23 protein-coding genes are annotated in these 23,065 nt (G+C 70.9%); 8 read left to right on the top strand and 15 right to left on the bottom strand.

Annotated features, from left to right (window positions below):
- Nucleotides 1-22 precede the first annotated feature (22 nt).
- From K7G59_RS15255 to K7G59_RS15245, 3 genes are all read right to left on the bottom strand, one after another.
- Nucleotides 23-493 (bottom strand): DIP1984 family protein, encoded by a 471-nt coding sequence (locus tag K7G59_RS15255; RefSeq protein WP_225834417.1) that lies wholly within the window; start codon nucleotides 491-493, stop codon nucleotides 23-25.
- A 109-nt stretch (nucleotides 494-602) separates the two neighbouring features.
- Entirely contained in the window at nucleotides 603-1,160 is a 558-nt protein-coding gene (locus K7G59_RS15250; protein WP_225834415.1) for an NADPH-dependent FMN reductase, read from the bottom strand.
- A gap of 5 nt (nucleotides 1,161-1,165) precedes the next feature.
- Nucleotides 1,166-1,384 (bottom strand): cytochrome P450, encoded by a 219-nt coding sequence (locus tag K7G59_RS15245; protein WP_225834413.1) that lies wholly within the window; start codon nucleotides 1,382-1,384, stop codon nucleotides 1,166-1,168.
- 622 nt (nucleotides 1,385-2,006) lie between these two features.
- Between K7G59_RS15245 and K7G59_RS15240 the strand changes: the two genes are divergently transcribed.
- Nucleotides 2,007-3,527, top strand: a complete 1,521-nt coding sequence (locus K7G59_RS15240) for an MFS transporter (RefSeq protein ID WP_225834411.1) — start codon at nucleotides 2,007-2,009, stop codon at nucleotides 3,525-3,527.
- Nucleotides 3,528-3,950: 423 nt separating this feature from the next.
- Nucleotides 3,951-4,736, top strand: coding sequence for a CAP domain-containing protein (locus tag K7G59_RS15235; RefSeq protein WP_225834410.1), 786 nt, complete (start codon nucleotides 3,951-3,953; stop codon nucleotides 4,734-4,736).
- Nucleotides 4,737-4,825: 89 nt separating this feature from the next.
- Here the strand turns inward: K7G59_RS15235 and K7G59_RS35045 are convergent, their stop codons facing one another.
- The 7 genes from K7G59_RS35045 to K7G59_RS15200 form a co-directional block, all read right to left on the bottom strand.
- On the bottom strand, nucleotides 4,826-5,056 hold the full coding sequence (locus tag K7G59_RS35045) for a peptidylprolyl isomerase (protein ID WP_308295040.1): 231 nt from the start codon (nucleotides 5,054-5,056) through the stop codon (nucleotides 4,826-4,828).
- A 712-nt stretch (nucleotides 5,057-5,768) separates the two neighbouring features.
- Nucleotides 5,769-6,641 (bottom strand): trypsin-like serine protease, encoded by an 873-nt coding sequence (locus K7G59_RS15225; RefSeq protein WP_225834409.1) that lies wholly within the window; start codon nucleotides 6,639-6,641, stop codon nucleotides 5,769-5,771.
- Nucleotides 6,642-7,024: 383 nt separating this feature from the next.
- Entirely contained in the window at nucleotides 7,025-7,633 is a 609-nt protein-coding gene (locus K7G59_RS15220) for a hypothetical protein (protein WP_225834408.1), read from the bottom strand.
- A gap of 627 nt (nucleotides 7,634-8,260) precedes the next feature.
- Entirely contained in the window at nucleotides 8,261-10,066 is a 1,806-nt protein-coding gene (locus K7G59_RS15215; protein WP_225834407.1) for an alkaline phosphatase family protein, read from the bottom strand.
- Nucleotides 10,067-10,518: 452 nt separating this feature from the next.
- A complete protein-coding gene (locus K7G59_RS15210; RefSeq protein WP_225834406.1) occupies nucleotides 10,519-11,070 on the bottom strand; it encodes an isochorismatase family protein in 552 nt (183 codons plus the stop codon).
- A gap of 83 nt (nucleotides 11,071-11,153) precedes the next feature.
- Nucleotides 11,154-12,527 carry an MFS transporter gene (locus tag K7G59_RS15205; RefSeq protein ID WP_225834644.1) on the bottom strand — a complete coding sequence of 458 codons (1,374 nt, stop codon included), beginning with the start codon at nucleotides 12,525-12,527 and terminating at the stop codon, nucleotides 11,154-11,156.
- Between the two features lie 366 nt (nucleotides 12,528-12,893).
- The gene (locus K7G59_RS15200; RefSeq protein WP_225834405.1) at nucleotides 12,894-13,688 is read right to left on the bottom strand and encodes a hypothetical protein; all 795 of its coding nucleotides are present in this window, start codon (nucleotides 13,686-13,688) and stop codon (nucleotides 12,894-12,896) included.
- A gap of 193 nt (nucleotides 13,689-13,881) precedes the next feature.
- On the opposite strand from K7G59_RS15200, the gene K7G59_RS15195 reads away from it, so the two are divergent.
- A complete protein-coding gene (locus tag K7G59_RS15195; RefSeq protein WP_308295039.1) occupies nucleotides 13,882-14,775 on the top strand; it encodes a menaquinone biosynthesis protein in 894 nt (297 codons plus the stop codon).
- Nucleotides 14,776-14,889: 114 nt separating this feature from the next.
- Nucleotides 14,890-15,666 (top strand): isoprenyl transferase, encoded by a 777-nt coding sequence (locus K7G59_RS15190; RefSeq protein WP_374114231.1) that lies wholly within the window; start codon nucleotides 14,890-14,892, stop codon nucleotides 15,664-15,666.
- A gap of 45 nt (nucleotides 15,667-15,711) precedes the next feature.
- On the opposite strand, the gene K7G59_RS15185 is transcribed toward K7G59_RS15190, so the two are convergent.
- From K7G59_RS15185 to K7G59_RS15175, 3 genes are all read right to left on the bottom strand, one after another.
- Nucleotides 15,712-17,295, bottom strand: a complete 1,584-nt coding sequence (locus tag K7G59_RS15185) for a hypothetical protein (protein ID WP_225834403.1) — start codon at nucleotides 17,293-17,295, stop codon at nucleotides 15,712-15,714.
- Between the two features lie 135 nt (nucleotides 17,296-17,430).
- Nucleotides 17,431-17,697 carry a DoxX family protein gene (locus K7G59_RS15180; protein ID WP_308295038.1) on the bottom strand — a complete coding sequence of 89 codons (267 nt, stop codon included), beginning with the start codon at nucleotides 17,695-17,697 and terminating at the stop codon, nucleotides 17,431-17,433.
- A gap of 360 nt (nucleotides 17,698-18,057) precedes the next feature.
- Nucleotides 18,058-18,441 carry a hypothetical protein gene (locus K7G59_RS15175; protein ID WP_225834402.1) on the bottom strand — a complete coding sequence of 128 codons (384 nt, stop codon included), beginning with the start codon at nucleotides 18,439-18,441 and terminating at the stop codon, nucleotides 18,058-18,060.
- A 117-nt stretch (nucleotides 18,442-18,558) separates the two neighbouring features.
- On the opposite strand from K7G59_RS15175, the gene K7G59_RS15170 reads away from it, so the two are divergent.
- Together K7G59_RS15170 and K7G59_RS15165 are read left to right on the top strand one after the other, a co-directional pair.
- Entirely contained in the window at nucleotides 18,559-19,038 is a 480-nt protein-coding gene (locus K7G59_RS15170; protein ID WP_225834401.1) for a MarR family winged helix-turn-helix transcriptional regulator, read from the top strand.
- A gap of 270 nt (nucleotides 19,039-19,308) precedes the next feature.
- Nucleotides 19,309-19,791, top strand: a complete 483-nt coding sequence (locus K7G59_RS15165; RefSeq protein WP_225834400.1) for a hypothetical protein — start codon at nucleotides 19,309-19,311, stop codon at nucleotides 19,789-19,791.
- Here the strand turns inward: K7G59_RS15165 and K7G59_RS15160 are convergent, their stop codons facing one another.
- The gene (locus tag K7G59_RS15160; RefSeq protein ID WP_225834399.1) at nucleotides 19,792-19,935 is read right to left on the bottom strand and encodes a hypothetical protein; all 144 of its coding nucleotides are present in this window, start codon (nucleotides 19,933-19,935) and stop codon (nucleotides 19,792-19,794) included.
- Nucleotides 19,936-19,987: 52 nt separating this feature from the next.
- Here K7G59_RS15160 and K7G59_RS15155 point away from each other — a divergent pair, with 52 nt between their 5' ends.
- Nucleotides 19,988-20,416 carry a DUF2267 domain-containing protein gene (locus K7G59_RS15155; protein WP_225834398.1) on the top strand — a complete coding sequence of 143 codons (429 nt, stop codon included), beginning with the start codon at nucleotides 19,988-19,990 and terminating at the stop codon, nucleotides 20,414-20,416.
- A gap of 484 nt (nucleotides 20,417-20,900) precedes the next feature.
- Entirely contained in the window at nucleotides 20,901-22,076 is a 1,176-nt protein-coding gene (locus K7G59_RS15150; protein ID WP_374114230.1) for an AI-2E family transporter, read from the top strand.
- 210 nt (nucleotides 22,077-22,286) lie between these two features.
- Here K7G59_RS15150 and K7G59_RS15145 read toward each other — a convergent pair whose 3' ends face one another.
- Complete coding sequence (locus tag K7G59_RS15145; protein WP_225834386.1) at nucleotides 22,287-22,847, bottom strand: hypothetical protein; 561 nt, start codon at nucleotides 22,845-22,847, stop codon at nucleotides 22,287-22,289.
- Nucleotides 22,848-23,065 lie beyond the last annotated feature (218 nt).

Genomic DNA, 23,065 nt, shown 5'->3' with positions numbered 1-23,065 from the left:
CGTCGTGATCTGCCGCAGCCGCTCAGTCCAGCAGATCGACCTCCCAGTTGGCGCGCTGGATGCGCATGTCGATCTCCCGGATCTCCCGTGCGAGGGCGTCCGCCTGACGGCGGAGGTCGGCGACCGGGAGTGCGGGGAGCATCATCAGTTCCGAGCGAAGCTGGCGGCCGTAGCCCCGCTCGCCGGTGCCCGCTGCCGCGTCCGCCGCGGCGGTGATCACCGAGTGGCGCAACCGCAGTGTGTCCCGGCGTGCGAGGGCATCGGTGAGGGTGCCGTCGTGGCCCATGTCCGTGAGGGCGTTGGTCTTGTTGATCCGCCGGATCAGCGTCTCAAGGGTGTCCAGTACGCCGTCGGCCTCGGCCAGCAGCTCGGCCGCGTCCTCGGCGGGCGTCTCACCTTCCTGGTGGCGCGCGCTGCTGACGATACGTGCCCGTAGTTGCTCTACGCGGCGCGACGCTTCGGCCCTTTCGGCCAGCGCCTCGGCAAGCTTCACTGTCTCGCTGTCCCGTCCGTCGTGGATCCCGGCCGAGTATACGAACCGGTGGCGGGCCCCGGACACCGCACCGGCACCCGGGGCTCTGCACGGGTTCTGGACGGGGACGTCATGCCGTGAGCGTGGCCCCGTCCTCCCGGGCCGGCGTGCCTGCCAGGGCGAGGGCGTCCAGGAGGTCGCTGAGTTCGCTCCGGGTCGGCTCGTCCGTCAGCCTGCCGTTCGTGATCTTGATGCCGGCCTGGGGGATGCGCAGGTCCTGGTCAAGGACACGGGCTCCCATCACGGTGAGGGTCTGCCTGAGCCAGGCGCGGGCGTTGTCGCCGCCGCCGTTCGTGGTGGACGCGCTCGCCAGGGCCACCGGCTTCTCGGTGATCTCGCCGCCGCCCACCATCCATTCCAGTGCGTTCTTCAGCACCCCGGAGGTGCCGTGGGCGTATTCCGGCGTCACGATGAGCAGGCCGTCCGCCGCGCCGACCGCGGCCCTGAGCTCCGCCACGACCTCCGGCAGCGCGGTCATCTCGACGTCGGCGTTGAAGAAGGGAAGGCGGCCCAGATCGGGCTCCACGACGATCTCACGCGGAAGGAGCGTCAACTCCACGGCTGCGCGCAGCACCGCCGCGTTGAGCGACTGCGCTCGCAGACTTCCGCACAGGCCAAGGATCTTCATGCCGATCAGCCTACGTGCTCGAAGGTCACCGGCAGGGGCGCCGGCCCCCGAGAGACGGTGGAGGGGCGGTAGACCGGCCCGCCGTCCAGTGCCGGGCCGGACAGCTTCGCGAACACCAGCGGCAGGGCGATCCGCGCCTCCAGGCGGCCCAACCGCGCGCCCACCTCCTCCACCACGTCCACCCCCAGCGGGGGTTGGCCGGGTTCAGCCTCTGGGCCGCCCACACGCGCTCCTGCGCGGCGGTCAACCGCAGACGTGCGCCCCGATCGGCGTGCGGCTTCTCTCCCCGGGGCTCATCGATTTGCGTCCATCGGGGAGTTCTCCGCGGGCCATTGAAACCTGCAAGAGAATTTCTACACCATTCACTACTTGGTCGAGTAGTTGACTGCCCTGAAGGTGTGCGGTATCGCGCTCACTTAAGTGGATGAGGTCGGCAGCATTCGAACGCATCGGCTCTCGAGCAAGGCTCGACCGGGTACCAACAGCCCATTCGGCGCTCCTTTTACGTGATGGCGTTAGAGTGACCCGTGACCTGCAGGCCCGGCAGGCGGACAGGGGGGAGAAGTGAATTCTTACGGTCGCACTCACAGACAACGGGTAATACGGTGACAGCTGCACCGGATTCAGAAGGGTGCAACGGCCTGCTTTCTCTTCCCGGCCCCCGCGGTTCCGCAAGACCTCTTTGATCTCCGGTGTTTCGAAGCTCGCACGGCAGGCTGCATTCGATGTGATCGAGGAACCCTGCAGTCAGGCACAAGAAGTCCTTATTCCTGGGGACACATCTCCCTCTGGCCCGTTCGGAGTGCGGCACCGTCAGGCCCGCCCCTCACGAGAGCAGGACAGCTCATGCAGGATGAGAAGTCGATGTCCGTCACCGACCCGCTGCAGAACGCATCGGACACCAGGACAGGCGCGGGCACCGCAACGGCGGCGGACGCCACCGCCGGGCCACCGGCGACGCCGCCCGCCCGGCTGAAGGCGATGCTCGCGGTGGCGATGGCCGCCACGTTCATGGCGGCAATGGACTCCTACATCGTCAACGTCGCCATACCGTCCATCCGTGACGACCTCGACGCTTCCGTCTCCGCCGCCGAGATGACGGTCGGCGGCTACATCATGGTGTACGGCCTGTTCCTGGTCACCGGCGGCCGGCTCGGCGACATCGTGGGCTACAAGCGGATGTTCCTCACCGGCCTCGGACTCTTCACCGCCGCATCCCTGTGCTGCGGCATCGCGCCGGGTCCGGAGGTCCTGATCGCTTTCCGCTGCGTCCAGGGCTTCGCCGCGGCGCTGTTCTTTCCCCAGACGCTTTCCATCATCCAGACCTCGTTCGAAGGCTCCCGGCGCGACCGCGCGCTCGCGCTGTTCGGCGTGACGATCGGACTCGCCGCGATCACCGGCCAGTTGATCGGTGGGGTACTGGTCCACCTGGACCTCTTCGGCTGGGGCTGGCGCCCCATCTTCCTCGTCAACATCCCCCTGGGTCTGGTCGCCATCGCGGGCGCCGCGCTGACCATGCCCGGTTTCCGGGGTGTCCGCCGTCCTCGTCTGGACCTGCCGGGCGTCGCCCTGCTCACGCTGGCCCTGCTGCTGTGGTCCTTCCCGCTCGCCGAAGGCCGCACAGCCGGATGGCCCCTGTGGTGTCTCCTGCTGATGGCGCTGTCCGTGCCGTGCTTCGTCGCGTTCGGATGGTGGCAGCGCCGGCTGTCCGCGAGCGGCGGCCAGCCTCTGGTCAGCCCGCCGCTGCTCCGGCTGCGCGGCTTCCGCTCGGGCAATGCGCTGTTCCTGGCGTTCTTCGCCTGCAACGCCGGCCTGTTCTTCGTGCTCGCCATCCAGCTCCAGAGCGGCCTTGGCTACTCGGCCCTGAAGTCCGGGCTGCTGTTCACGTGCCTCGGGGTCGCCTTCACGGCGACCACCATGGCACTGCCCAAGATCATGCCGCGGCTGGGTCTGCACGTCCTGACCGCCGGGTACGGGCTCAACGCCGTCGGCTATCTGCTGCTGCTGCTCACAGCACTGATCGCGGGAGACTCGCTGTCCGGGCCGATGCTCGTCCCGGCCCTGCTCGTCATCGGCCTGGGACAGGGCCTCGGTGTCAGTCCGCTGCTCGGCACCGCGCTGACCGAGGTTCCACCGCAGGACGCCGGCAGCGCGGCGGGTGTCCTGGAGACCGTGGGGCAGCTGGGCATGTCCGTCGGCGTCACGCTGGTCGGGCTGGTCTACTTCACCACCCTCGGGGACTCCGACTCCCAGCACGCCTACGCGCACGCCTTCACGGTGACCCTGGTGCTCAACCTCGCACTGTCCCTGCTCGCCCTGGCCTTCGTCTCTCCCCTGCGCAAGGCGGCGGCCATGGCGGCCGGCTGACCGGACACAATCGGAAGAAATGGTTCCGTGAGTTCCGTCACACCGGCCGCACTACTCGGCGCGCCGAATACGGGATAACACTCTCAGAATAAACGGGATATGTCCGGTTTGGTCCACGGGTGGGCGGCGTCGCGGCCGGCGGCGCTCCGCACGCCCGGACGTCCCGCTCATGTCCCCGGCGTTCAGGGGCTTCTGATGGGACCGCAGGGTTCGCGAAAGGAAATATGAGCCGGGGCGCGTACACCCAGCCCCCTGCATGACCCTGCCAAAACTGGGCGGCGAGGCGGCACGAAGGGGCGTTGCACTCTTTGCGAGTCCTTTCTAAGAATGGCGACCCGCAGAACGTCTCCGCAGTTCAGCAGCCGATTCTGCGCAGGGCCCGCGGCACGAGGGGCGCTCGCGATCATGGAGTGAGGTCACGCAATGGGGAAGCACCGCCAGAAGCAACACCACCGGCGAATAATCGTCGCGGCCGTAGCCATGGGCGTCGTCGGCGTGCCCACGGCTGCCATGGCCTGTGGCGCCTGGCCGGACAACGGCGGGGACCGTCACTACAGCGCTGCCGGGAACACGGTCGAGCATCCGTGGAACCGTCCCGACTGGTATCACCACTGGAGCCGGGACGAGGCGAGGGAGCCCACCCCGGTCGCCTCGAGGACCGTGACCGCCCCTGCGCACTGGAAGGCTGCCGCGGCGAAGCACCGGATCCGCCCGTCTCACAGCGTGCCGAAGGCCACCGCCTCCCCGCACCCGACCGCCACCCCGAAGCCCACCGCCCCGAAGCCCACGGCGACCGCGTCTCCCAGCACACCGAAGCCCACCGCCACGGCGTCCGGGGTCGTTGCCCGCATCGTCGAACTCGTCAACGCCGAGCGCGCCAAGGCCGGTTGTGCGCCGGTGACCCTCAACGCGACCCTGACCAAGGCCGCGCAGGCGCACAGCGCCGACATGGCCTCCCACCAGAACATGTCGCACACCGGTTCCGACGGCTCCTCCCCCGGCGACCGGATCACGCGTGCCGGCTACGTCTGGAGCACGTACGGCGAGAACATCGCCTACGGTTACTCCACTCCCGAGCAGGTCATGGCGGGCTGGATGTCCAGCCCCGGCCACAAGGCGAACATCCTCAACTGCGCGTTCAAGGAGATCGGCGTCGGCCTCGCACAGCCCGGCTCCTACTGGACCCAGGACTTCGGAACCGCCCGCTAGAACCGCGTACCGCTCTCGGCCGGCCCGCTGGGCCGGCCGGGCGGCAGTTCGCAACCGCCCAGGCCGTGGAATCGGCTGTCGGACGCGGATCACGACCGGTCGACGGCGATGGACTCGACCCTGAGGTCCGTGAGGGGAGGCTCGTCCGGACCCGTCGGGCCCACGGTGATGAAGAACTGGGAGCCGTTGGTGCCTGGTCCGGGGTTGGCCATCGCCAGGAAGCAGGGCCGGTCGAAACGGAGCCTGGGATGGAACTCGTCCTTGAGCTCGTAGCCCGGGCCACCACGGCCGGTGCCCAGGGGGGCGCCTCCCTGGATCATGAAGCCGTCGATGACCCGGCGGAAGACGGTTCCGTTGCCGAGCGGCCCCTGGCCGGGTGCACCGGGTGGCCGGGGCGCGCCAGGGGCGGCTTCCGTCGGCCAGTCCGAGGAAGTCGGCGATGCTCTCCGGCGCGTACTCCGGGAACAGCTTCACGACGATCCGGCCCAGTGTCGTGTCGCACGACGGCCTGGCGGGGCCAGCGGTCCAACGCGGGCAGCCCCGCGAGAGCGGCGTCGCACCCGATGCGGCCGACGGACCCGGCCGGCCTGAAGGCCGGCCCCGCTGATGACCGCGGCGGTCGTGGGACTTCGGCGTCGACGGAGGTGTGGTCCAGGACGGTCTGGTCGTGAAGTACCCCGGAAGCGGCGGCTGTTGACCAGGACGGCGAACACCGCGCAGAGGCGGAACGACGACGGAGCGGTCAGCGCGGCCGGCAAGCAGCCGACGGCGTCACGGGGGGTGCTCGACGAGGGCCCCGCGGTAGTGCGCCGCCGTGCCCGCGTCTGCGGTGCAGGTGGTGGCCGCTCGCCTGTCCTCCATCGGGCCGTCCTGGCACTGGGCGCTGCGGGGCGGCGGGCGACGAGGGCGTCCGGGACCCGTCTTCTGTTTCCGCTGCCCGGGCCACGCGCCAGGGGGCCGGACCTCCCCGCCGAACAGCTGAGCCACGCGTTCGACGCGGAGAGTCCGACCGTCCTCCCATGCCGTCTGCTCTTACGGCAGCTTCACGAACGGGGTCAGGAAGGCGCGGGCGCCCGGTGTGTCGAGGCGATAGGTGACGTTCGTGGCATAGCAGGGTGTGTCGCCGGTGATGGTGGTGGAGGTGAGGATGTTCCTGCCGCCGATGACCGCGAAGTTGGGCCCGCCGGAGTCGCCGTAGCAGGCGCCGCCGTTGCCCTGTGGTGCGGTCATGGCGAGCCGGACCCAGGCGTCGTTGAGGGCGTCGAACGTCACCGGCGCCTTCATGCGCACGCCGCCGCCCGGGTGCGTCTGCCCGCCGGGGCCGTTGGCGGCTTCCTGGGTGCCGTAGCCGGCGACGAACCAGTCGGTGGAGTTCAGCTGCTGCGGGCCGAGGGCGTCCAGCTGGTTCGCGGCCGGGAGGGTGGCCGGGGTGAAGGACCAGCGGGACGCGACCTTGGCGGCGTCGAGTTCGATGACCGCGATGTCGTGCGGGTCGGAGGAGGGGCCCGGGTAGTCGGGGTGGGTGTGTGCGGTGCCCTCGACGGCGACCGCGTTCGCCTGGGCGGCCGGATCGCCCGGGTACATCTTCGCGGCGGCGTCCAGCCCGGCCTGGACGTCCTGGTCCAGCGACACGTAGAACCGGACGCCGGCCGGCCAGTCACTGGTGCAGTGCGCCGCGGTCAGGAAGGTTTTCGCGTCGATCATCGTGCCCGAGCACACCCAGTCGACGCGGTCCGGGGTCGCCGGGTTGTCGTCGTTGTCCCAGGTGGCGACGAGCGCCCCGACCTCGGTGCGTTCGGGTGCGGGCGTGGCGTTGTACGAGTTGATCGCGGAGGAAGGCAGCGCGGCAGCGAGCACGGCGGCACAGGCAGCTGCGGTGATGGCGGTGACGCGTACAGCGGTCAAGAAAAACCCCTTGGTTGGGTGTGTGGGGCGGATGTTTCTCCTGTGGGAGGCTGCCAGCATTGAAATGCCTTGCGCCATCGCCGACAAGATGGCGGGTGCTCAAAGTCTCTGCTCCAGCCGCTGTTTCATCGGCACCAGCCCGGAGGCTTCAGCGCATCGGGCATCGGGCATCGCGCATCGGTGGCGCAGGAACCGGCCTCGATCGGCTTCGCGTTCCCGCCGGCGCCTGCCAGTTGCGGAACTGGGGCGGTCGGCCCCGGTGGGGTGGTGGCCCTTCCCGCGCACGTGTCCGCACCGTCCTGGTCATGCCGCTCTCGTGCCGCTGCCGGGGGACGGGCGCTGGTATCAGCCTCTCGTGCCGCTCCGGGGGGCGGGCGCTGCGTTCAGCCTCCCCTGCCGCCGCCGCTCAGGTTGCCCCACCTAGGGCCGATCTGCTTCCACTCCTCGTCCCATTCGGCCATCCGTCGCCGGATGAGACGGGTGCGGACGACCCATCCCACGGCCCAGACCGCCGCACCTGCCGACGGGGCGACGAGGACGCCGGTGAGCGCCGCCTGCACGGTGGCCGCCGCGCCGGTCACGGGTGCGGACACCACATGGCCGGTGCGGTCGGTCCACACGGTGACCCGGGCGCCGGGAGGGGTACCGGGAAAGACCTTGGCCCGCTGTGTGTGCACGGTGCCGTGCGCGTCCGTCCAGCGCACGGTGGCCGGCACCCGCGCGTCGTCGTATCCGGTGCCGGCGGGCGGGGTCCGTGCCGCGTCCCCGGTGAGCACGGCCGACACGGCGTGCACCCGGGCCCGCCGGGCCGAGAACGTCGCGTCCGCGGTGTGCGCCGCCGCCCACCCCGCGAGGGCCCCGCCGACCAGGACGAGCACCCAGGTGGCGAGGACGATCCAGGCCTCGACGACATCGCTGTGCCGCCTGAGCGGATTGGCTCGCCACCGCCACAGCCGCACCCTGGCGACCGTCATGGGAGGTGTACGTGTCATCGCCGCCGCCTCCTCTCGCGCGTCGGCGGCCTTGCGTCAGGGGGTACGGCGCCCACCGCTGAGCCTCACGACACCATCGTGCACCTTCTTGCGGGTGGTCGGCACGGGCTGGCCCCGGCAACCGGACACCGTGGGCGCGCCGCATCCGGGGCCGGGCGGTCCGGCCGGTCCGCCGGACCTGGCATCGACTACGACGCCGAGCCGGCCAGGCACGCAACGTGACGCCGTTCGCGGTGCGGGCTTGGCCCGAGGCCGTACGGACCTGCTGAGGACCGCGTGCCCCGAGGCGGTGGGACGACGTGGGAACGCCGGTCCGCACGGTGGTCGACGAAGCCGGTCGGCCGCACATCACGGGCCGCTCGCGCACGGCGGCCTGTTCGCGCTGTGCGAGACGGTCGCCACGCTCACCGGCGGCGGTGTCGTCGCCGACGACACCGCCGCTGTGTCCTCGCCTTCTCAGCGTCCGGTGGCGTGGCGGCCGACCTGCTCGCCGGGGCCTCGGAGAACCGCGTGGCCACCGTGTCGGCCGCAGCGCGTCCACCACCGGGGGAGGCGGGCCGCCGACCCCGCCTCCCCCGTCCTACCCCGTGCAGCCGACCTCGTCGAGCCCCTGCTGCGTGTCGGTGGTCAGCCGACGGACAGGGTGAACGGCCCTGCCAGTACCGAGTAGCCGTCGTTGGCGAGGTAGTAGACCTGGTACGTCCCGGCGCCGTTCAGCTTGCTGGTGGAGAAGGTCAGGGCGCCGCTGGCATTGGGGGCGTATGCCCAGGTCAGCGCGGACCGCTGGCCGGGGTTGACGCCCGCCGGGTAGATGCCGATCCAGTTCTTGGCACTCACCTGCGCAGCGGACGGAACGGCGTACCGGAAGGTGGCGTTCCCGCCGTCGGCGACCGCGTTCAGGGTGCTGGTGAGGGTCGGCGTGGTGGCGGTGGACGGCGCGAAGGCTGCGTTGAGCGGTGTCGCGTAGGTGTCGTTGCCGGTCAGCCCGGGCAGGCCGAGCGCGTCCTCGATGGTGCGGGCGATGCCGTAGTGGTCGTAGTGGCTGGGGCTGCTGGTACCGGCCGGGACGGTGCCCTGGGAGCCGAGGACCGTGGTGACGACGTGGTTGTACGCCTCGCTCTGGCTCTCGTCCCAGGTCAGGATGAGCAGGGAGCGCTGCTGGGTCCAGGCCGGGGAGGCCAGGACGGGGTCGAGGGTCTGCTTCAGCCAGCCGTCCTGTGTCCTCAGACTGGTGGCGCTTCCGTTGCCGGAGGCCTCGCCGTCGTAGTAGTCGTCGGCGGCGATCCAGGAGAACGCGGGGGTGGTCGATGCCGACCGCAGGTCGGTGGTCAGCTGCGAGGTGTCGAAGAGGTGGGCCGCGCAGCGGGCGGCGTCGCCGCTGATGTCCGTGTAGTTGATGAACGGCGCGTCGTCGGGCTCGTAGTAACTGTCGTAGTCGTTCTTGGTGTTGCAGGGTGTACCCATGCCCTGCTCGTAGGCCTTCCAGGTTTTCCCGGCCGCTTCGAGGGTGTCTCCCAGGTTCCGCTGGGGGGAGTTGATGTGGGGCCAGTAGGTGGCGCCCTTGGCGTAGGTGTCGCCGCCGGCGATGGCGAGGTAGTTCTCGTCGCTGGGGTGGTAGACGCCGTGGTAGTCCGTCAGGGTCGCGCCCTTGGCCATGAGGCTGTGCATGTACGGGGTGTCCGCCGGGTCGTTCATGACCTCGGAGTAGTCCGTGTTCTCCATCATGACCATGAACACGTGGTCGTAGCCGGGCACACGGGAGGCGGGCGGCGTGGCCGGGGGCGGCGTGGTGACCGGGGTGTTCAGAGTGAGGGAGAGGTTGTCGAGGTAGCCGGTCTCCTGGGAGCTCGACAGGAACTGCACCTCGACCTGGATGGACCGTGTCCCGGTCGGCACGGAGCCGGTGGTGCTGCGGGCGAGGAACTCGGTGGTCAGGCCGCGGTCGGTCGCGGACACGGTGGGCAGCACGGCCGTCGCGCCTGTCGGACGGCCGCTCGCGTCGCGGAAGTGGAGGCTGACGGCGACATGGCCGCTGTAGGTGGTCCAGCCGCCGAGCCAGCCGGAGAGGTTGTACGTGATCCCGCCGCCGTCGATGGCCGTGGCCGCGGAGGAGACGTCCACGGTCTGTGTCATCGCGCCGTCACCGAAGTTGCCCGGTGCGAAGAAGGCCTTGCCGGGAGTCCTGCCGTCATTGGGCAGTGCGAAGGACGCGACACTGTGGCACATGACGTTCGGTCCGCCGGCCTCGGTGGTCCAGCCGGGCACGGTGCTCGCCGCCGCCCAGTCGCCGGTGCAGTAGCCGCCGGTCTCCGCGTCGCCGTTGACGATCAGGTTGCCGCTGCTCCCGGCCGCCTGGGCGGGGCCGGGAGCGGAGACGATCAGTGCGCCGAGGAGGGTGAGGAGCCCGCCGAGGGATCTCCAGCGCAGTCGCATGCGTGTTACCTCGTCCCGTTGTGAGGGGTGCCGTGGGTCATGACCCCACGGCCTGACTGTGCACAACTAACGGGACATGAGTACTGGTCTCTGCTGTCGAACGGAAGAACCAGGACCAAACTTGACCAGACAAGTTCGGGGCGGATGACTGCCCGGTGGGTATGGCGCGGCTCAGTTGCCGCCACCCCCAGTGCGGCGAGCAGCACGAACCCGACCGTCGCTTCGGCGGCGATTCCTGTGGGCGACGGCAAAAACACCCCGCGCTTCGGGCCACCCACGCGGCTGCGGCGGCTGCCCGTGCGCAGCGAGCCGTGCCCCAGAGCGCCGACGTTTCCAACGGCGGCTAAGGGTCCGGGAGTCCGGCCGGCCGGACCAGCCAGGACGCGGCCCCGGTACCAGGCCGACCAGTCTCCCGCATGCGTGAAAAGGAGGGTGAGCGCAAAGTGGCCCACCTATGAAACGCGTCCCGATGACTGAGGCGCCATGAAGTCAATCTCTCTGGCAGGCAGGACCCGAACGCTGCGATCAGGAAAGTCGATGTGCCGGTAGATCTCGTTGTGATGGGCGATCGACTGGTCTGGCGGGGCGAAGTCTGTCGGCTGAGAGCGGACGGATGTGGTGTGCCCGTCCGCCACCAGCACCAGGTCGTAGCCGCGGCTGAGGGCCTGGCGGGCGGTCGTCTCCACGCAGTTCTCCGTGGCGAAACCGGTGACGAGGACCTCGGTCACCCCGAGGCGGATCAGCGTCTCATCGAGGCCGGTGTCCAAGAAGGCGTCCGCAGAGGTCTTCGTCACCACCGGCTCGCCGTTCCGCGGCGCCAGTTCCGGCAGGACGTCGCCGCCCCCTTGCTGTCGAACCGTGATGACGGGAACGTCCCGGGCACGCGCCCGAAAGCCGAGACCCGCGATGGTTGCGACGGTTCGGTCAGGGCGGTGCATGAGGGGCATCATGGCGTCCTGCATGTCGATGACGAGGAGCGCGGCGCGGTGCGGCGTCGGTGGCATCGGCCTACCGTAGCGGTGGCCTCTGCCGGCGGCCACCGGTCGTGAACCGGCATCGTCATGCGCACGGTGGCACCCCCGAACCCCTAGGTTCCCTTGCCGGCTTCAGCAGGGGGCGTAGCGACGGACGGCCCGGAGGCGCGTTGCTGTTCTGCGCCCATGACGCGCGTCCGGCCTGCCAGACCGGCGGCCCCCGCAATCGGAAGCAGCAGGAGCGCGAATGCCCCGGCAAACGCCGGGAGCTGACTCGTCGACGCCGCTGAGATCGCTGTGAACAGAGCCGATGCCACGGCCAGGACCAGGGTCTGGCCGAGGTTCTGCGAGATCTGCATCGCGCCGCTTGCGTAGCCCTGCTGGTCGGCTGGAGTGTGCGCGAGCGACAGCAGTGTGAGTGACGGCGCCGCAAGCCCCATGCCGACGGCGGCCATCGCCATCGAGGACACGGCTACCGCCGGAGGCACCGCCGGCAGAGTGCACAGTGCCGCCACCACCACCGCCGCCGCCATGATTCCGGCCCCAACGGCGACGAGCCGGTGCCGCGGCACACGGTTCTGCAGGCGGCCCTGCACCCAGGAGGCCCCCGCCCAGGCGAGTGCCGCCCCGGTGAACGCGAACCCCGTCACCATGCCCGGCACATGTCGCGCCGTGCTGAGCATCAGCGGGACGAAGGCTTCCAGCGTGAAGTACGCGCCGGAGGTCAACGCCCGCAACAGCACGGTGGCGGGCAGTCCGCCCTCGGCTCGCCAGGTGTGCGGTGGCAGCAGCCGCGGGGCGAACGCCACAAGCAGCACCACACCGACCAGCGCGCACACCGTGTGACGTACGTTCCAGGCAGTGACGCCGTACTGGGTGAGAGCCGCGGCCACGCTTACCGTCACTGCGGCGGGCAAGGCGGGCCGCCGCACGGACGCCTCGGGAGTGTCGAACTCCTGCGATGCTCCTGGCCGACCTGGTCGTCCACGAAGAAGCAGTACCGCGGCCGCCGCAGGGATCAGGGTGAGCGCCGCGAGGCCGAAGAACACCGCTCGCCATGACCACCACGCGGCTACGAAGCCCGCGAGCGGGGGACCGGCCAGTGACGGCACGATCCAGCAGGCACTCATGAGGGACAGGACGCGGGCGCGGAGGTGATCTGGGTAGGACTGCCCGATGGCCGCGTTGACGGAGACCGCCACCAGGCCCGCCGCGATCCCGTCGGTGAAGCGTCCCAGGCCCAGCTGCCAGATGGTGGTACTGGTGGCGGAGACGAGGAGTGTCGCGACGGTCAGGACCACCCCGGCTGTCAGCGGTCGCCGGGCCCCGCCGCGGTCCGCCCATGCCCCGCCCAGCACACCACCGAGCAGGCTCGCCGCCACGAACGCCCCTGCCACCAGCGGGTAGAGACTGACTCCGTCGAGGTCCCGAGCGGCCACCGGCAGCAACGGCATCACCGCCATGGCCGCGAACCCGGTCAGGAACATCACCGCGGCGAAACTCGCCGTGGCAGCCAGATACGTGCGGGAGAAGAGTCCGGGGGTGGGAAGAGGCTCTGACGGTTCACGGGGGTCGCTTGTCACCGGCAGCAAAGTAGGGTCTGACTCCCAACGGGAACAGTGCTTTTCGGGAACCCTCGGTGGGTGCTTGGAAGTGCACCGTCGGGTGGACGCTCCTGACGCTCATTGCTTGTGCGGGGACAACCGGGCCACGTCCTCGTCTCGGATCTCACGGCCCCCGGCGCGGAGCTGGGCGACGGCGGCGTCAATAAAGCGGGGCGCCCGGAGGACCACCGCATTCAGTGAAGCAGTCGGCGGCTCCTTGCCACCGGATCTTGTTTGGTCCCGGCAAGGTCACTGCTGGCGGGTGACCGGCCTCGCGAGAGTGCGTTCGGTCCACCGCTCCAGTTCCTCGGCGTGGCTGCCGACCGCGGTCGCCCGGGCGACCGCGGCGGCCTCCTCGGGTGTGGGCTCGCCCTTGCGGAAGAGCAGGGCAAGTGGCCAGGCCGGGGCGCTGGGCTGCGCTTCGTCGAAGGGGTGCCAGTCCCAGGCCGCGTCGAACCGCCAAAGACGCCCGTCCCGGTCGGTGACCTCATCGCCTGGTTCGAGGAAGGCGTAGGGGCGGAAGAGCGGCACGATGCGGATCGGTTCACCGCCCGCCGGGTCGAACGCGTAGCCCTGGTCCTCGAGTTCGGGGTCATGGGTTTCGCCCTGTCGCAGGACTTCCAGGTAGGACGCAGGCCGCGGCAGCATCCCGGTCACCGAAGGCGGATCGAAGTGATGGACTGCCAGGACGTGCACCACGGTCGGGGGGATCCCCACCTGACAGGTGTCGCCCGGCTTCAGCGCCGCCTCCACTGGTTCGGTGCGGAAGATCTCCCAGTCGTCGGCCTCATGCACGGGAAGCGCCCTCTGGCCGTTCCACCTGATGTTTTCCGCCTGCGGGTCCACCGCCGACCACGGCCACCGTACGGAGATGCAGGAGCGAGAGACATCGGTGACCGTGGTCTCGGTGAACGCACACGCCAGTTCCAGCACGTCATACGGCCGGAACCGGACGGCGGCGGCGTCGTCCGCACCCTGCCGGTCCGCACCGGACGCCTCTTTCTGCCCGTCCACCGCGTCCTCCTCGGAGTTCGGATCGATCATCACAGACCCGGCAGCAGCCACCCGTCCCGGGCCCCGATCGGTCAAAGTCGCCTGGCCACGATCAAGAGCACCTTTCAGAGGACAGCGGCTTGCCCGGACCGCCGCCGCCCTCGACGCGGGCACGCGAGTAGGGCCAGATACGCATCTTCACCTGGGAAGCGGTCGATCAACCCTCGGACAGGCCACCTCGTGCATGCGTAAGGTTAGGCTGACCGCCATGACGTCCTCCGGAGTGACCAGCCGCCCGACGCCCCGGCCACGCGTCGGACGCAGTGGGTTCTTGACGTGCGCTCCCCTGTACTGGGGCCTGGCACGCAGTACCGCTCTGCTGGACATCGACCTGGTGCAGGACACACCGGACCGGCTGACCGGGCGGCTGCTGTCCGGGGACGTGGACGTCAGCGCGATCTCGTCCGTCGAGTACCTGCGCTACAGCAGTGACCTCGTGGTACTGCCCGGCATCGCCGTGGGCAGTGACGGGCCCATCCAGACATCCGTGATCGTCACGAAAGTACCGCTCGGCGATCTGGACGGCCGCACCGTCGCGCTCGCCACCACGAGCCCCACCTCCGCGCAGATCTCCCGGCTGCTGCTGGAGAAGCACTACGGGATCGCCCCCAGGTACGTGACGCAGCCGCCCGATCTGGACGCCATGCTGACGTCGGCCGATGCCGCCGTGCTGACCGGGGACGCCGCCCTGGCCGCGACGTTGAGCCGGCCGGCACACCCCGGTGTCCACGTGTACGACCTCGGGGAGTTGTGGAAGCGCTGGACGGGGCTGCCCCTGGTGCTGGCCGTGTGGGCGGTGCGAAGAGAGGCGGCGGAGCAACGGCCGGACATCGTCGAACTGGTGCACCGCAGCCTGCTGGCCGCGCGTGATCTCGCGCGCCGAGAGTCCGCCGAGCTGGCCGGGCGGCTGGCCGCCTGGGAGCCGTTCAGCTCCGGGAAGCTGGAGGACTTCTTCACTCGGGTGCTCGACTTCTCCCTCGGGCAGCGGCAGTGGCTGGGGCTGCGGGAGTTCGCACGTCATTCGGGCAATGGCAACCTCGCCCTGGCCGCGCCCGGAGCCGTCACAGCGCCCTCGTGAAGCCGTTCGTCCCGCCGGGGCGGTCGGCCCTGGTGGTGTGCAGGGGCAAATACTGCTTCCGGGGCGGTAACAGATAAGGTGACGCGCACCCCCGGTCGTTGAAGGAGTGTTGGCGTGGCCTTGAAGGCTCTGCGCTCGGCGTTGGAAGCGGTGTATGTACGCCGTCTGGCCCACAAGTTGGACGGTCTGCCCCGGCCGCGGCATGTGGCGATCATGCTGGACGGCAACCGCCGCTGGGCGCGTGGCGCCGGGCACGACGACGTGCGCGAGGGCTACCGTGTCGGTGGTGCCAAGGTCACCGACTTCCTGCGCTGGTGCGCCGACGCCGGGATCAAGCACGTCACCTTGTGGATGCTCTCCGACGACAACCTCCACCGCCCCGCCCACGAACTCGGCCCTCTGCTGGAGATAATCGAGGAGAGCGTGCTGCGCATCTGCGCGGTCGACGAGCCGTGGGAGATCGAGATCATCGGCGCGCTCGACCTGCTGCCCGGGTCGACCGCCCTGGTCCTGAAGGAGGCCGCTGCCCGTACCACCGGCCGTAACGGGCTGAAGGTGGACGTCGCCGTCGGCTACGGCGGGCGCCGCGAGATCGTCGACGCGGTCAGGACCGCCTTCGACAAGCACATGGCGGCCGGGGGCGATCCCCGGGACCTGGCGGCCGACTTCGACCTCGAGCACATCACCGACAACCTGTACTCGCCGACCGGTCACGACACCGACTTCATCATCCGCACCTCGGGCGAGCAGCGGCTGTCCGGCTTCCTGCTGTGGCAGTCCGCCTACGCCGAGGTGCACTTCGTCGACGTGCTGTGGCCGGCCTTCCGGCAGATCGACCTCCTGCGTGCGCTGCGTTCGTACGCGGTCCGTGACCGGCGGTACGGCAGGTGAGGGACGGAGCCACGGTCGTGTGACCGGCCGTGGCTCCGTCGTCCGTCAGGTGCCGGAACTGAAGGTCCGGGTCGTGTACGCGCATTCGGTGTAGATGTACCCGGAGCGCAGCCTGGCGGTGTCCGAGGCCGGGGTCGCGGTGCTGCCGCCGTGCGGTTTGTGCACGAAGTAGGTGGTGCCGACGGGGAGGTAGAGCGTGCGCTGCGGGTAGTGCCTGCTGCTGTCGTTGCAGGGCTTGAAGCCGCGCATGAGGGTGTCGGCGAGGGTGTACGACGTGCAACTGCCGCAGCCCTTGAGGGTGAAGCTGCCGGTGACCGGGCCCGTGTAGAGGACGGTGACGTCGTCGGGGCTGTCGTTCTTCACCGTGACCGAGATGCTGCCGCCGGAGGCGGTGGTGGGCAGCTTCTTCCCGGCGGCCGGGATCGTCTGGGCGACCTCGGCCGCGATCGCGATCTTCTTGGCGCGGGCCGCGTTCCTGTGGTGCTTGTTGTCGGCGACGAACTGCTCCATGGTCTTCTGGGCCGACTCGAAGTCGCCGTCCTTGTACTGGCTCACGCCGCAGGAGTACTTACCCGCCCTGCCGCTTCTGCCGGCGCGGTCCGCCGCCTTCGCCAGGCCGCCGCCGTTGTCGCCCGCCGTGGTCGACAGGTCGCCGATCTTCGTGTCGAGCGTGCCCAACTGCTCGACGGCCGAGCAGGGTTCGTCACCGCCGACGGCCTTCTGCGCCGCCGTCACCGCCGCGTCGACCGCGGGCACGACCTTGGCCGCCTGTGCCGACCGGGGGAACGTGTTGAGCAGGTCGCCGAAACGGCTGACCCAGTCCGCGTCGCCGCCCGCCAGCCCGCTCGCTCCGCACTCGTACAGCGAGGTGGCCAGCCTGTCGTCGGGCCAGCGGGTGAGCGAGCCCAGCTGGTCCTTCGGCATGTTGTCGGGCACGGTGCGCAGGTACTTCAACGCATCGATGGCCTCGCAGTAGTTCTTGTGGCTGTAGGCAGCGCCGACCGTGGTGTAGTAGCTGCGCAGCCGGTCGGGGACCTGGCGGGCCGCGCGCGAGCCGGAGTGGTGGAGCGCGATGTCCCGGTACGTGCTCAGCGCCTCCCGGTAACCCGTCTCGGCGGCGGCGAACGTCTTGCCGTCGCCGGCCGTCACCAGGCGGTCGGCTTGGTCCAGCCGGTCGAGGAGCGCCTGTTCGACGGCCTCGTCGTGGGCGTCCTCGTACCACAGCGTGCCGCCTGTCGGCAGGGCCAGCAGCAGCACGCCCAACGCCAGCGCCAGGGGCGCGCGCCCTGGCCACGAGAGCCTGGCGCGCAGGCCGGCGAACGCGCCGTGGACGGCCGCAGCCAGCAGGAGTACGGCGTAGACGGTCACCGCCAGTCCCGGGACGCCGTCCGCGTCCGCGGGCAGGGCCACGAGCAGCAGGACGACGGTCGCCACCCAGCAGGCGGCCATCGCGACCCAGCGCCGGAGCAGTGCGTAGCCGAGGCCGAGACCGCTCAGGTTGAGCAGGGCCACGGCCGCCGCCCGCCGGCCGTCCGGGGCCACGGGTGGCGGGCCGGGTGGTCCAGGCGGCACGGGTGGCATCGGCGGCAGGGCGAACCCCTGGCTCGGACCGTACGGACCTTCGGACATGGTGGCTCCCCCCTCAACAATGCCCGCATGTCTGCGGGAACGGCAGTTTATGGGGCTTCTGTGTGCATCCGACAGAGGAGGAGCAACGGGACGCTGAACTGTAACTTCCCTTGCCGAGCGAGGAGTTGAATCCAGTCACCGTGTCACCGTGACGGTCGGTGCTGCCGGCGCCCGTGCGTGGAGCGGGCCCGGGAAGGCGATGGTGTGGAACATCCGTGCCCGCACACGCGCGGCGAGGGCGCCGGTACAGAACAGGACCAGGCCGATACCGGCGGCGACGCCGAGGGGGCGCGGGCCCAGCAGGCCGAGCGGCAGACCCGCCGCGCCGACCGCCTTCAGGAAGGCCGGCGCTGGAAGGCCGGCGTCGGAAGAAGGCGGGGTAGGCCCCCCGCCTCGCCGCATGCGCGAGCACGAACGGTGCCTTCACGAGGTCGGCTGCGGCGATACCGGCGTCGGTCAGGACGGCCGCCGCACATGACGGTCGGCGGAACGAGGTCCACGACGTCTCCTCCTCGGAAGCCGGAAGCGGACACCGGCGACTCGTCCGGGGGGTGTCCCCGGCCTCGCCGGAGGGGGCCCTGCGCTGTGGTCCACCGGCCGGTGACCGGAGCCGGCCCCCCACGGGTGGGCGTCACCTGGGCTCCGGGCTCCGGCCGACGACCGGAATCCGGTCGTACGGGACGTCGTCCGCTGCTGCGTCGACATCGCGCCGCTCGCGTGAGGCGCACGCGCGAGCACCTTCCGGCAGGGTGCCGCGCGGGGTCAGGCGACCTGGCCGCCGACGCCGGAGCGTCCCTCGGGTACGGACAGCAGGCTGACCGCCACCTGCTCACGGACCTGTTCGCCGAGCACGCCGGTCACCGCATCGGTGATGGCGGCGATCAGGCGCGCCGGTGTGTCCGGCACCTGCGGGTGCCGGTAGGCCGCCTCACGCAGGCGCAGCGTGACGTCCGGGGCGGCCTGGTCGGCCGCTCTCCCGCCGATGCCCCGACGGTGGGCGGGAAGTCCGACGAGGTCGACTACGACGAGGCGGCTGAAGCGGTCGCCGTAGACGGAGCCGACCGCGTCCGTGAGTCCGCGGATCAGACCCTCCTCGGTCTTGCCGTCAAGAGCGCTCTCGCTGATGTGCACGGTGAAGTGCGGCATGGTGGAATCTCCGTTCGTGCCCGTGGCAGCGGGCAGGTAGGCCGGTGAATGCTGGACGGAAACCTTTGCAAGCAAAGCATCTTTGCCATCAAAGGTAAATGGTGAGGGGTGTGTGTGATGGCCGGATCTGCGCGGCGCGGGACCGGGGCGGACGACGTGGACGCCGCGGTGCGCGAGCTGCTGCTGCTCATGCCTCGGATGGTGAGCAGGGCGAAGCGCATTCCCGTGCCCCCGGTGCTGGAGTCGCTGTCGCTGGCGCCCCGTCACCTCTCCCTGTTGTCCTGCCTGCTGTTCGACGGCCCCATGACCGTCAATGAACTGGCCGCCCGTCTGCAGGTGGCCCCCACCACAGTCAGCCTGATGGTGGGGGAGCTGAGCGGGAAGGGCGTGCTGGACCGCCGCGAGGACCCGTCCGACCGGCGCCGCAGAATCGTGGCCGTCTCCCCCGACCAGCACGACGCGATCGCCGCCTGGCTCGCCCCCGGCGCCGCCGCCTGGCGGCGGGCACTCGGCCCCCTCACCCCCGCCCAGCGACGCCTCTTCGTCGACACGCTGCACGCCTACGAGACGGCGGTGGCGGAGGAACGCGAGGGCTGACGCATGTCGCCGCACCGAGGGCCGTCGCCGCCCGTGCCTCCGCCGGCCCGCGCCCCTCAGAGGCGGGCGGCACCGGTGGGATCAGCGGCGCTCCAGGGCTCAGGAGGCCTCACCGGTGCCCACACGGCCCACCGCGAATGAGGCGGGAGCCGGTGAGAGCGCCGACGAGCCGGCCGGTGACCGCTCCGGCGGGGACTGGCTCCGGGTGCGCATGTGAGGGTGACCAACCGCGCGGTGCACAGCCGGGAGGGCCCGTGACATCCTGTGGGGGTGCTTTTGAGCGATCACGCGAGCAGTGTCGAGCTCCGCCTGCTGCGTTATCAGTTCTCCGAAGTCCGCGGTGACCCCTACGACGACAACTGGCTGGTCGTCGGTGGAACGGTCACGACGCCCGAGGGCAGCTGGTCCTTCGCCGATCCGTGTCTTCTGACCGGTGAAGCCCGCGAGGTGTCTGCTTGGTTGCGTGCGGTGGCCGCGGGGACGGTGGCTGTGACGGGACCTGATGCCGAAGGCTGGTTGAACCCGGACACGTGGTTCGTCGAGCCGGTTCTGGCCTTTGGCCTCGCCGATCGGGACGACAGTGAGGCGGTGATTCGCGTTCATCTGTCCTTGGAGGCGGCACCCCCGTGGCAGCAGGGTGATGACGGGGCGGGCATCTACCAGTACGTCGTGGAGGTGCGGATGGATACGGCTGCGCTGATTCACGCCGCTGACCAATGGGACCTTGCTCTGGTTTCCTTCCCGGCTCGCTGATCAGTGGGGACCCTTCTGCGGGGTGTCGGTCGGGGCGTCGAGCGGCTGGCCGAGGTCGGTCAGCAGCTTCTCGATGCGACTGGCCGTGCCATGGTGGCGTTCGACCTCGCGGGCCCAGCCGCTCCGGCGGTCGGCGCAGCGCACATGGGGTACTCGGCAGGGGTCGCGCGGATATCGTGAGGAAGGGGCCCGCCTCATGCACCACGACGAGATGATGACCAAAGTGCAGGCCCTCGCCCAGTTGCCGGACCGGGCGGCGGCCGAACGAGTGGCGCACGCCGTAGTGAGCACGCTGGCGGAGCGGCTGCCGTCCGGGCTCGTCCGGCATGTGGCCGCCCAGCTGCCGCCGGACATGGCGGAGGCGATGCGGCAGGCGGTGGACGCGTCCGCCGGGGCCGACTCCGGAACGTCGGGCGAGCGGTTCGGGCTGATCGTGTTCGCCGGGCGCATCGCCGACCGGACCGGCACGGACGAGGAGACGGCCCTGCGTGAGGCCGCCGCCGTCCTGGAGGTGCTCGACGCCGCACTGGCTCCGGAACTCACCGAGCGGATGGCGAACGCGCTGCCCGCCGACATCCGCGAACTGCTGCCGGTGGGACGCGCACGCGAGAGCACCGGCCGCTGAGCCGGGACAGCCCGCGTACCGTCACGTCCCACGGCGTGACAACCGGTCCCACGGGAGCGGTGGCACGCGCGCGTGACGGGCCACGGCCCCGCGGCCTCGCCGCGGGCGCCCACGCCCCGCCAGGGTGCCGCCGGTGCGGAGGGGCACCGCGGGGAGGTTGCAAGGGCGCACGTGGCGCCGTCGGTGGGCCGGACCGGGGAACTCGCGCGGCTCGAGGCGGTGCTCGCCTCGGGCGGTGAGGGATGCGGGCATCGGCAGGAGCCGGCCGAACGAGGTCTGCCGGGGGACGGAACAAACTTCCTGGGGTCGACGGACCTTCCTGGGGCCGTACCAGAGCGTGACGTCCCGCTGATGGCGGCCCTGGAGAGCGGGCCCGTCCACGCCGCACGCGGGCGCGTTGCACGGGCCGCTCCCCCAGCTTGCCCTTACGGTTCTGTAGACGTGACCCGCCGTCAGCGGCAGTCACGCAGAGGAGTCGGGAGGAGTGGTGGGTGATGCGCGCCGGCCGGCGTCCGGCCCCGGCGGAGGGCGCCGGACGGGCCGCGCGGTGCTGGGCAGCAGGCCGGCCCACTCGGTGCGGCTGCCGATGCGCCGCCGTGCCGAGCTGAGAGAGCCGCCGGCCATGCACCGGATGGGATGGCTGCGGACCACGGCGGCCTACGCCTGGCGGCTGATCATCGTCGGCATCGTCGTCTACGGCGTCTTCAGCATCCTCGGCCGCTTCCAGCTCATCGCCGTGGCCCTCTTCCTCGCCCTGGTCGTCACCTCCGTCCTGCGTCCCCTGACGGATCTGCTCAACCGGGTGCTGCCGCGGCCCCTGTGCGTCGCCGTCGCGCTGCTGGGCAGTCTGCTGGCCCTGTTCGCACTGCTGGCCCTGGTGGGCAACGCGGTGGCGAACGAGTCGTCGAAGCTGGTGGGCGAGTTCCGCGGCGGCATCCACCAGATCGAGCAGTGGCTGCAGCGTCCGCCGTTCCGGCTCAGTCCGGGCAAGCTCGCCGACCTGCAGGGCCAGGTGACGAACTACCTGTCCGTGCACCGCTCCCGCCTCCTCACCACCGCCGTGACCGGGCTGGGCCGCGTGGTGGAGGTGGCCACCGGCGTCGCGCTCGCGCTCTTCGCCTCCGTCTTCTTCATCCATTCCGGCGAGCGCCTGTGGGCGTGGGCACGCGACGAGCTGCTGCCCAGCGGTGCCCGCCCGGCCTGGGAGCTGGCGGGGCGGGCGGCGTGGCGGACGTTCGCCGGGTACACGCGCGGCATCATCATCGTGGCCGCCACCAACTCCGTCCTCGTCGGCATCGCGCTGCTCGTGCTGCGGGTGCCGCTCGCGCTGCCGCTGGCGCTGCTGGAGTTCTTCGCGGCGTTCGTGCCGCTGGTGGGCTCGCCGGTGGCGCTCGGCGTGGCCACGGTGGTCGCCCTCGCCGGACGCGGACCGTTCATCGCGGCGGCCGTGCTGGTGCTCATCGTCGTGATCGGCCAGATCGAAGGGCATGTGCTGCACCCGCTGGTGATGAGCTGGGCGGTCCAGCTGCACCCGCTCGTCGTCGCCGTGTCGGTCATCGCGGGCAGCATCGTGGCCGGGGTGATCGGTGCCGTGGTGGCGGTGCCGCTCATCTCGGTGGTGTGGGCGGTGCTGCGCGCACTGCGCGCGGTGCCGCCGTGAGCGGGGTCGGCGAGCGCCCGCCCGCGCCTCGCGGGGGCGGCGCCTGCCGTGTCCGGTCCCGTTGTCAGCCCGTCGTCGGCCCGCGGTCCGTGACGCCCGGGCGGGGACGTCCCTCGGCTGTCCCGGCGCCTTGCAGGTGCCCGGCTCTCGTCCGAGGAGCACTCCTCTACCTGCGGCGCGGTGGACGCCGACGCGAACCCTGGCGGTAGGTCACCGGACGTCGGCGTCGGCCACGACCTCGTGGATGTCCTGTGTGACCGTCGGGTCGGAGGCACCGGTGGTGACGCCGAGGAGGAAGGAGGTGCGCTCGCCGCGGACGGTCAGCAGGGTCATCTCCAGGCGTGCGGAGTCCCCGCCGTCCGTGGAGATCTCCAGGACGGCCGTGTGCGCGGGCCGGCCGTCCACCTCGGTCGCCTGTGACGTGACGAGGGTGGCGGGCCGGTCCGGGAAGAAGAACTCGGCGTTGGAGCGGGCCGCCGCCTCCGTGGCCCGGCGCAGGTCGGCCCGCGCGACGGTCCGCCCGGCGCGGCCGGCCAGCACGGTGGCGCCGCTGGAGGAGTCCGCGCCCGACGTCCGGCTGATCTGGGACGAGAACCCGCCGATCAGGCCGTTGTCCTTGGCGGCGTCGTGCTTCCAGCCCTCCGGCACGGCGTAGGAGAGCCCGGCCCGTGTGTCGGTGACCCGGGGCCTGCCCGCGAGCGGGCCGGAACCGTCCGACCGTGTCCACCAGGTGGCGGCCACGGCACACACGGCGGCCACGACCAGCGCCACCAGGCCGACCGCCCGTCGGCGGCGCGGCCGAGGGGGCGCGGACGGCGGCTGCGGTTCGTGACCGGGAAACGGGTGAGGGTGGGCCTGGGGATGGGGACCAGGGTGCTGGGCCGGGGGGAACGGTGAGGGCGACGTCATGCCCTCACCCTTCAGCAGCTCCCGGGGGCGGCGCCTGAGTCGTCGTACTCATCTTCCGCCGTCCGGGGCCGTTCCTCACC

This window comes from Streptomyces sp. NK08204 (assembly GCF_020400585.1).
Classification (GTDB): Bacteria; Actinomycetota; Actinomycetes; order Streptomycetales; family Streptomycetaceae; genus Streptomyces.
This window is presented reverse-complemented; position numbering and strand designations above follow the sequence as displayed.

Coding starts and splice junctions, on each gene's coding strand:
- K7G59_RS15250 (WP_225834415.1), bottom strand. CDS start 1,160: ATGAAGATCCTTGGCCTGTGCGGAAGTCTGCGAGCGCAGTCGCTCAAC.
- K7G59_RS15240 (WP_225834411.1), top strand. CDS start 2,007: ATGCAGGATGAGAAGTCGATGTCCGTCACCGACCCGCTGCAGAACGCA.
- K7G59_RS15235 (WP_225834410.1), top strand. CDS start 3,951: ATGGGGAAGCACCGCCAGAAGCAACACCACCGGCGAATAATCGTCGCG.
- K7G59_RS35045 (WP_308295040.1), bottom strand. CDS start 5,056: ATGATCCAGGGAGGCGCCCCCCTGGGCACCGGCCGTGGTGGCCCGGGC.
- K7G59_RS15220 (WP_225834408.1), bottom strand. CDS start 7,633: ATGACACGTACACCTCCCATGACGGTCGCCAGGGTGCGGCTGTGGCGG.
- K7G59_RS15215 (WP_225834407.1), bottom strand. CDS start 10,066: ATGCGACTGCGCTGGAGATCCCTCGGCGGGCTCCTCACCCTCCTCGGC.
- K7G59_RS15210 (WP_225834406.1), bottom strand. CDS start 11,070: ATGCCACCGACGCCGCACCGCGCCGCGCTCCTCGTCATCGACATGCAG.
- K7G59_RS15205 (WP_225834644.1), bottom strand. CDS start 12,527: ATGTTCCTGACCGGGTTCGCGGCCATGGCGGTGATGCCGTTGCTGCCG.
- K7G59_RS15200 (WP_225834405.1), bottom strand. CDS start 13,688: ATGATCGATCCGAACTCCGAGGAGGACGCGGTGGACGGGCAGAAAGAG.
- K7G59_RS15195 (WP_308295039.1), top strand. CDS start 13,882: ATGCGTAAGGTTAGGCTGACCGCCATGACGTCCTCCGGAGTGACCAGC.
- K7G59_RS15185 (WP_225834403.1), bottom strand. CDS start 17,295: ATGTCCGAAGGTCCGTACGGTCCGAGCCAGGGGTTCGCCCTGCCGCCG.
- K7G59_RS15180 (WP_308295038.1), bottom strand. CDS start 17,697: ATGCGGCGAGGCGGGGGGCCTACCCCGCCTTCTTCCGACGCCGGCCTT.
- K7G59_RS15175 (WP_225834402.1), bottom strand. CDS start 18,441: ATGCCGCACTTCACCGTGCACATCAGCGAGAGCGCTCTTGACGGCAAG.
- K7G59_RS15170 (WP_225834401.1), top strand. CDS start 18,559: ATGGCCGGATCTGCGCGGCGCGGGACCGGGGCGGACGACGTGGACGCC.
- K7G59_RS15155 (WP_225834398.1), top strand. CDS start 19,988: ATGCACCACGACGAGATGATGACCAAAGTGCAGGCCCTCGCCCAGTTG.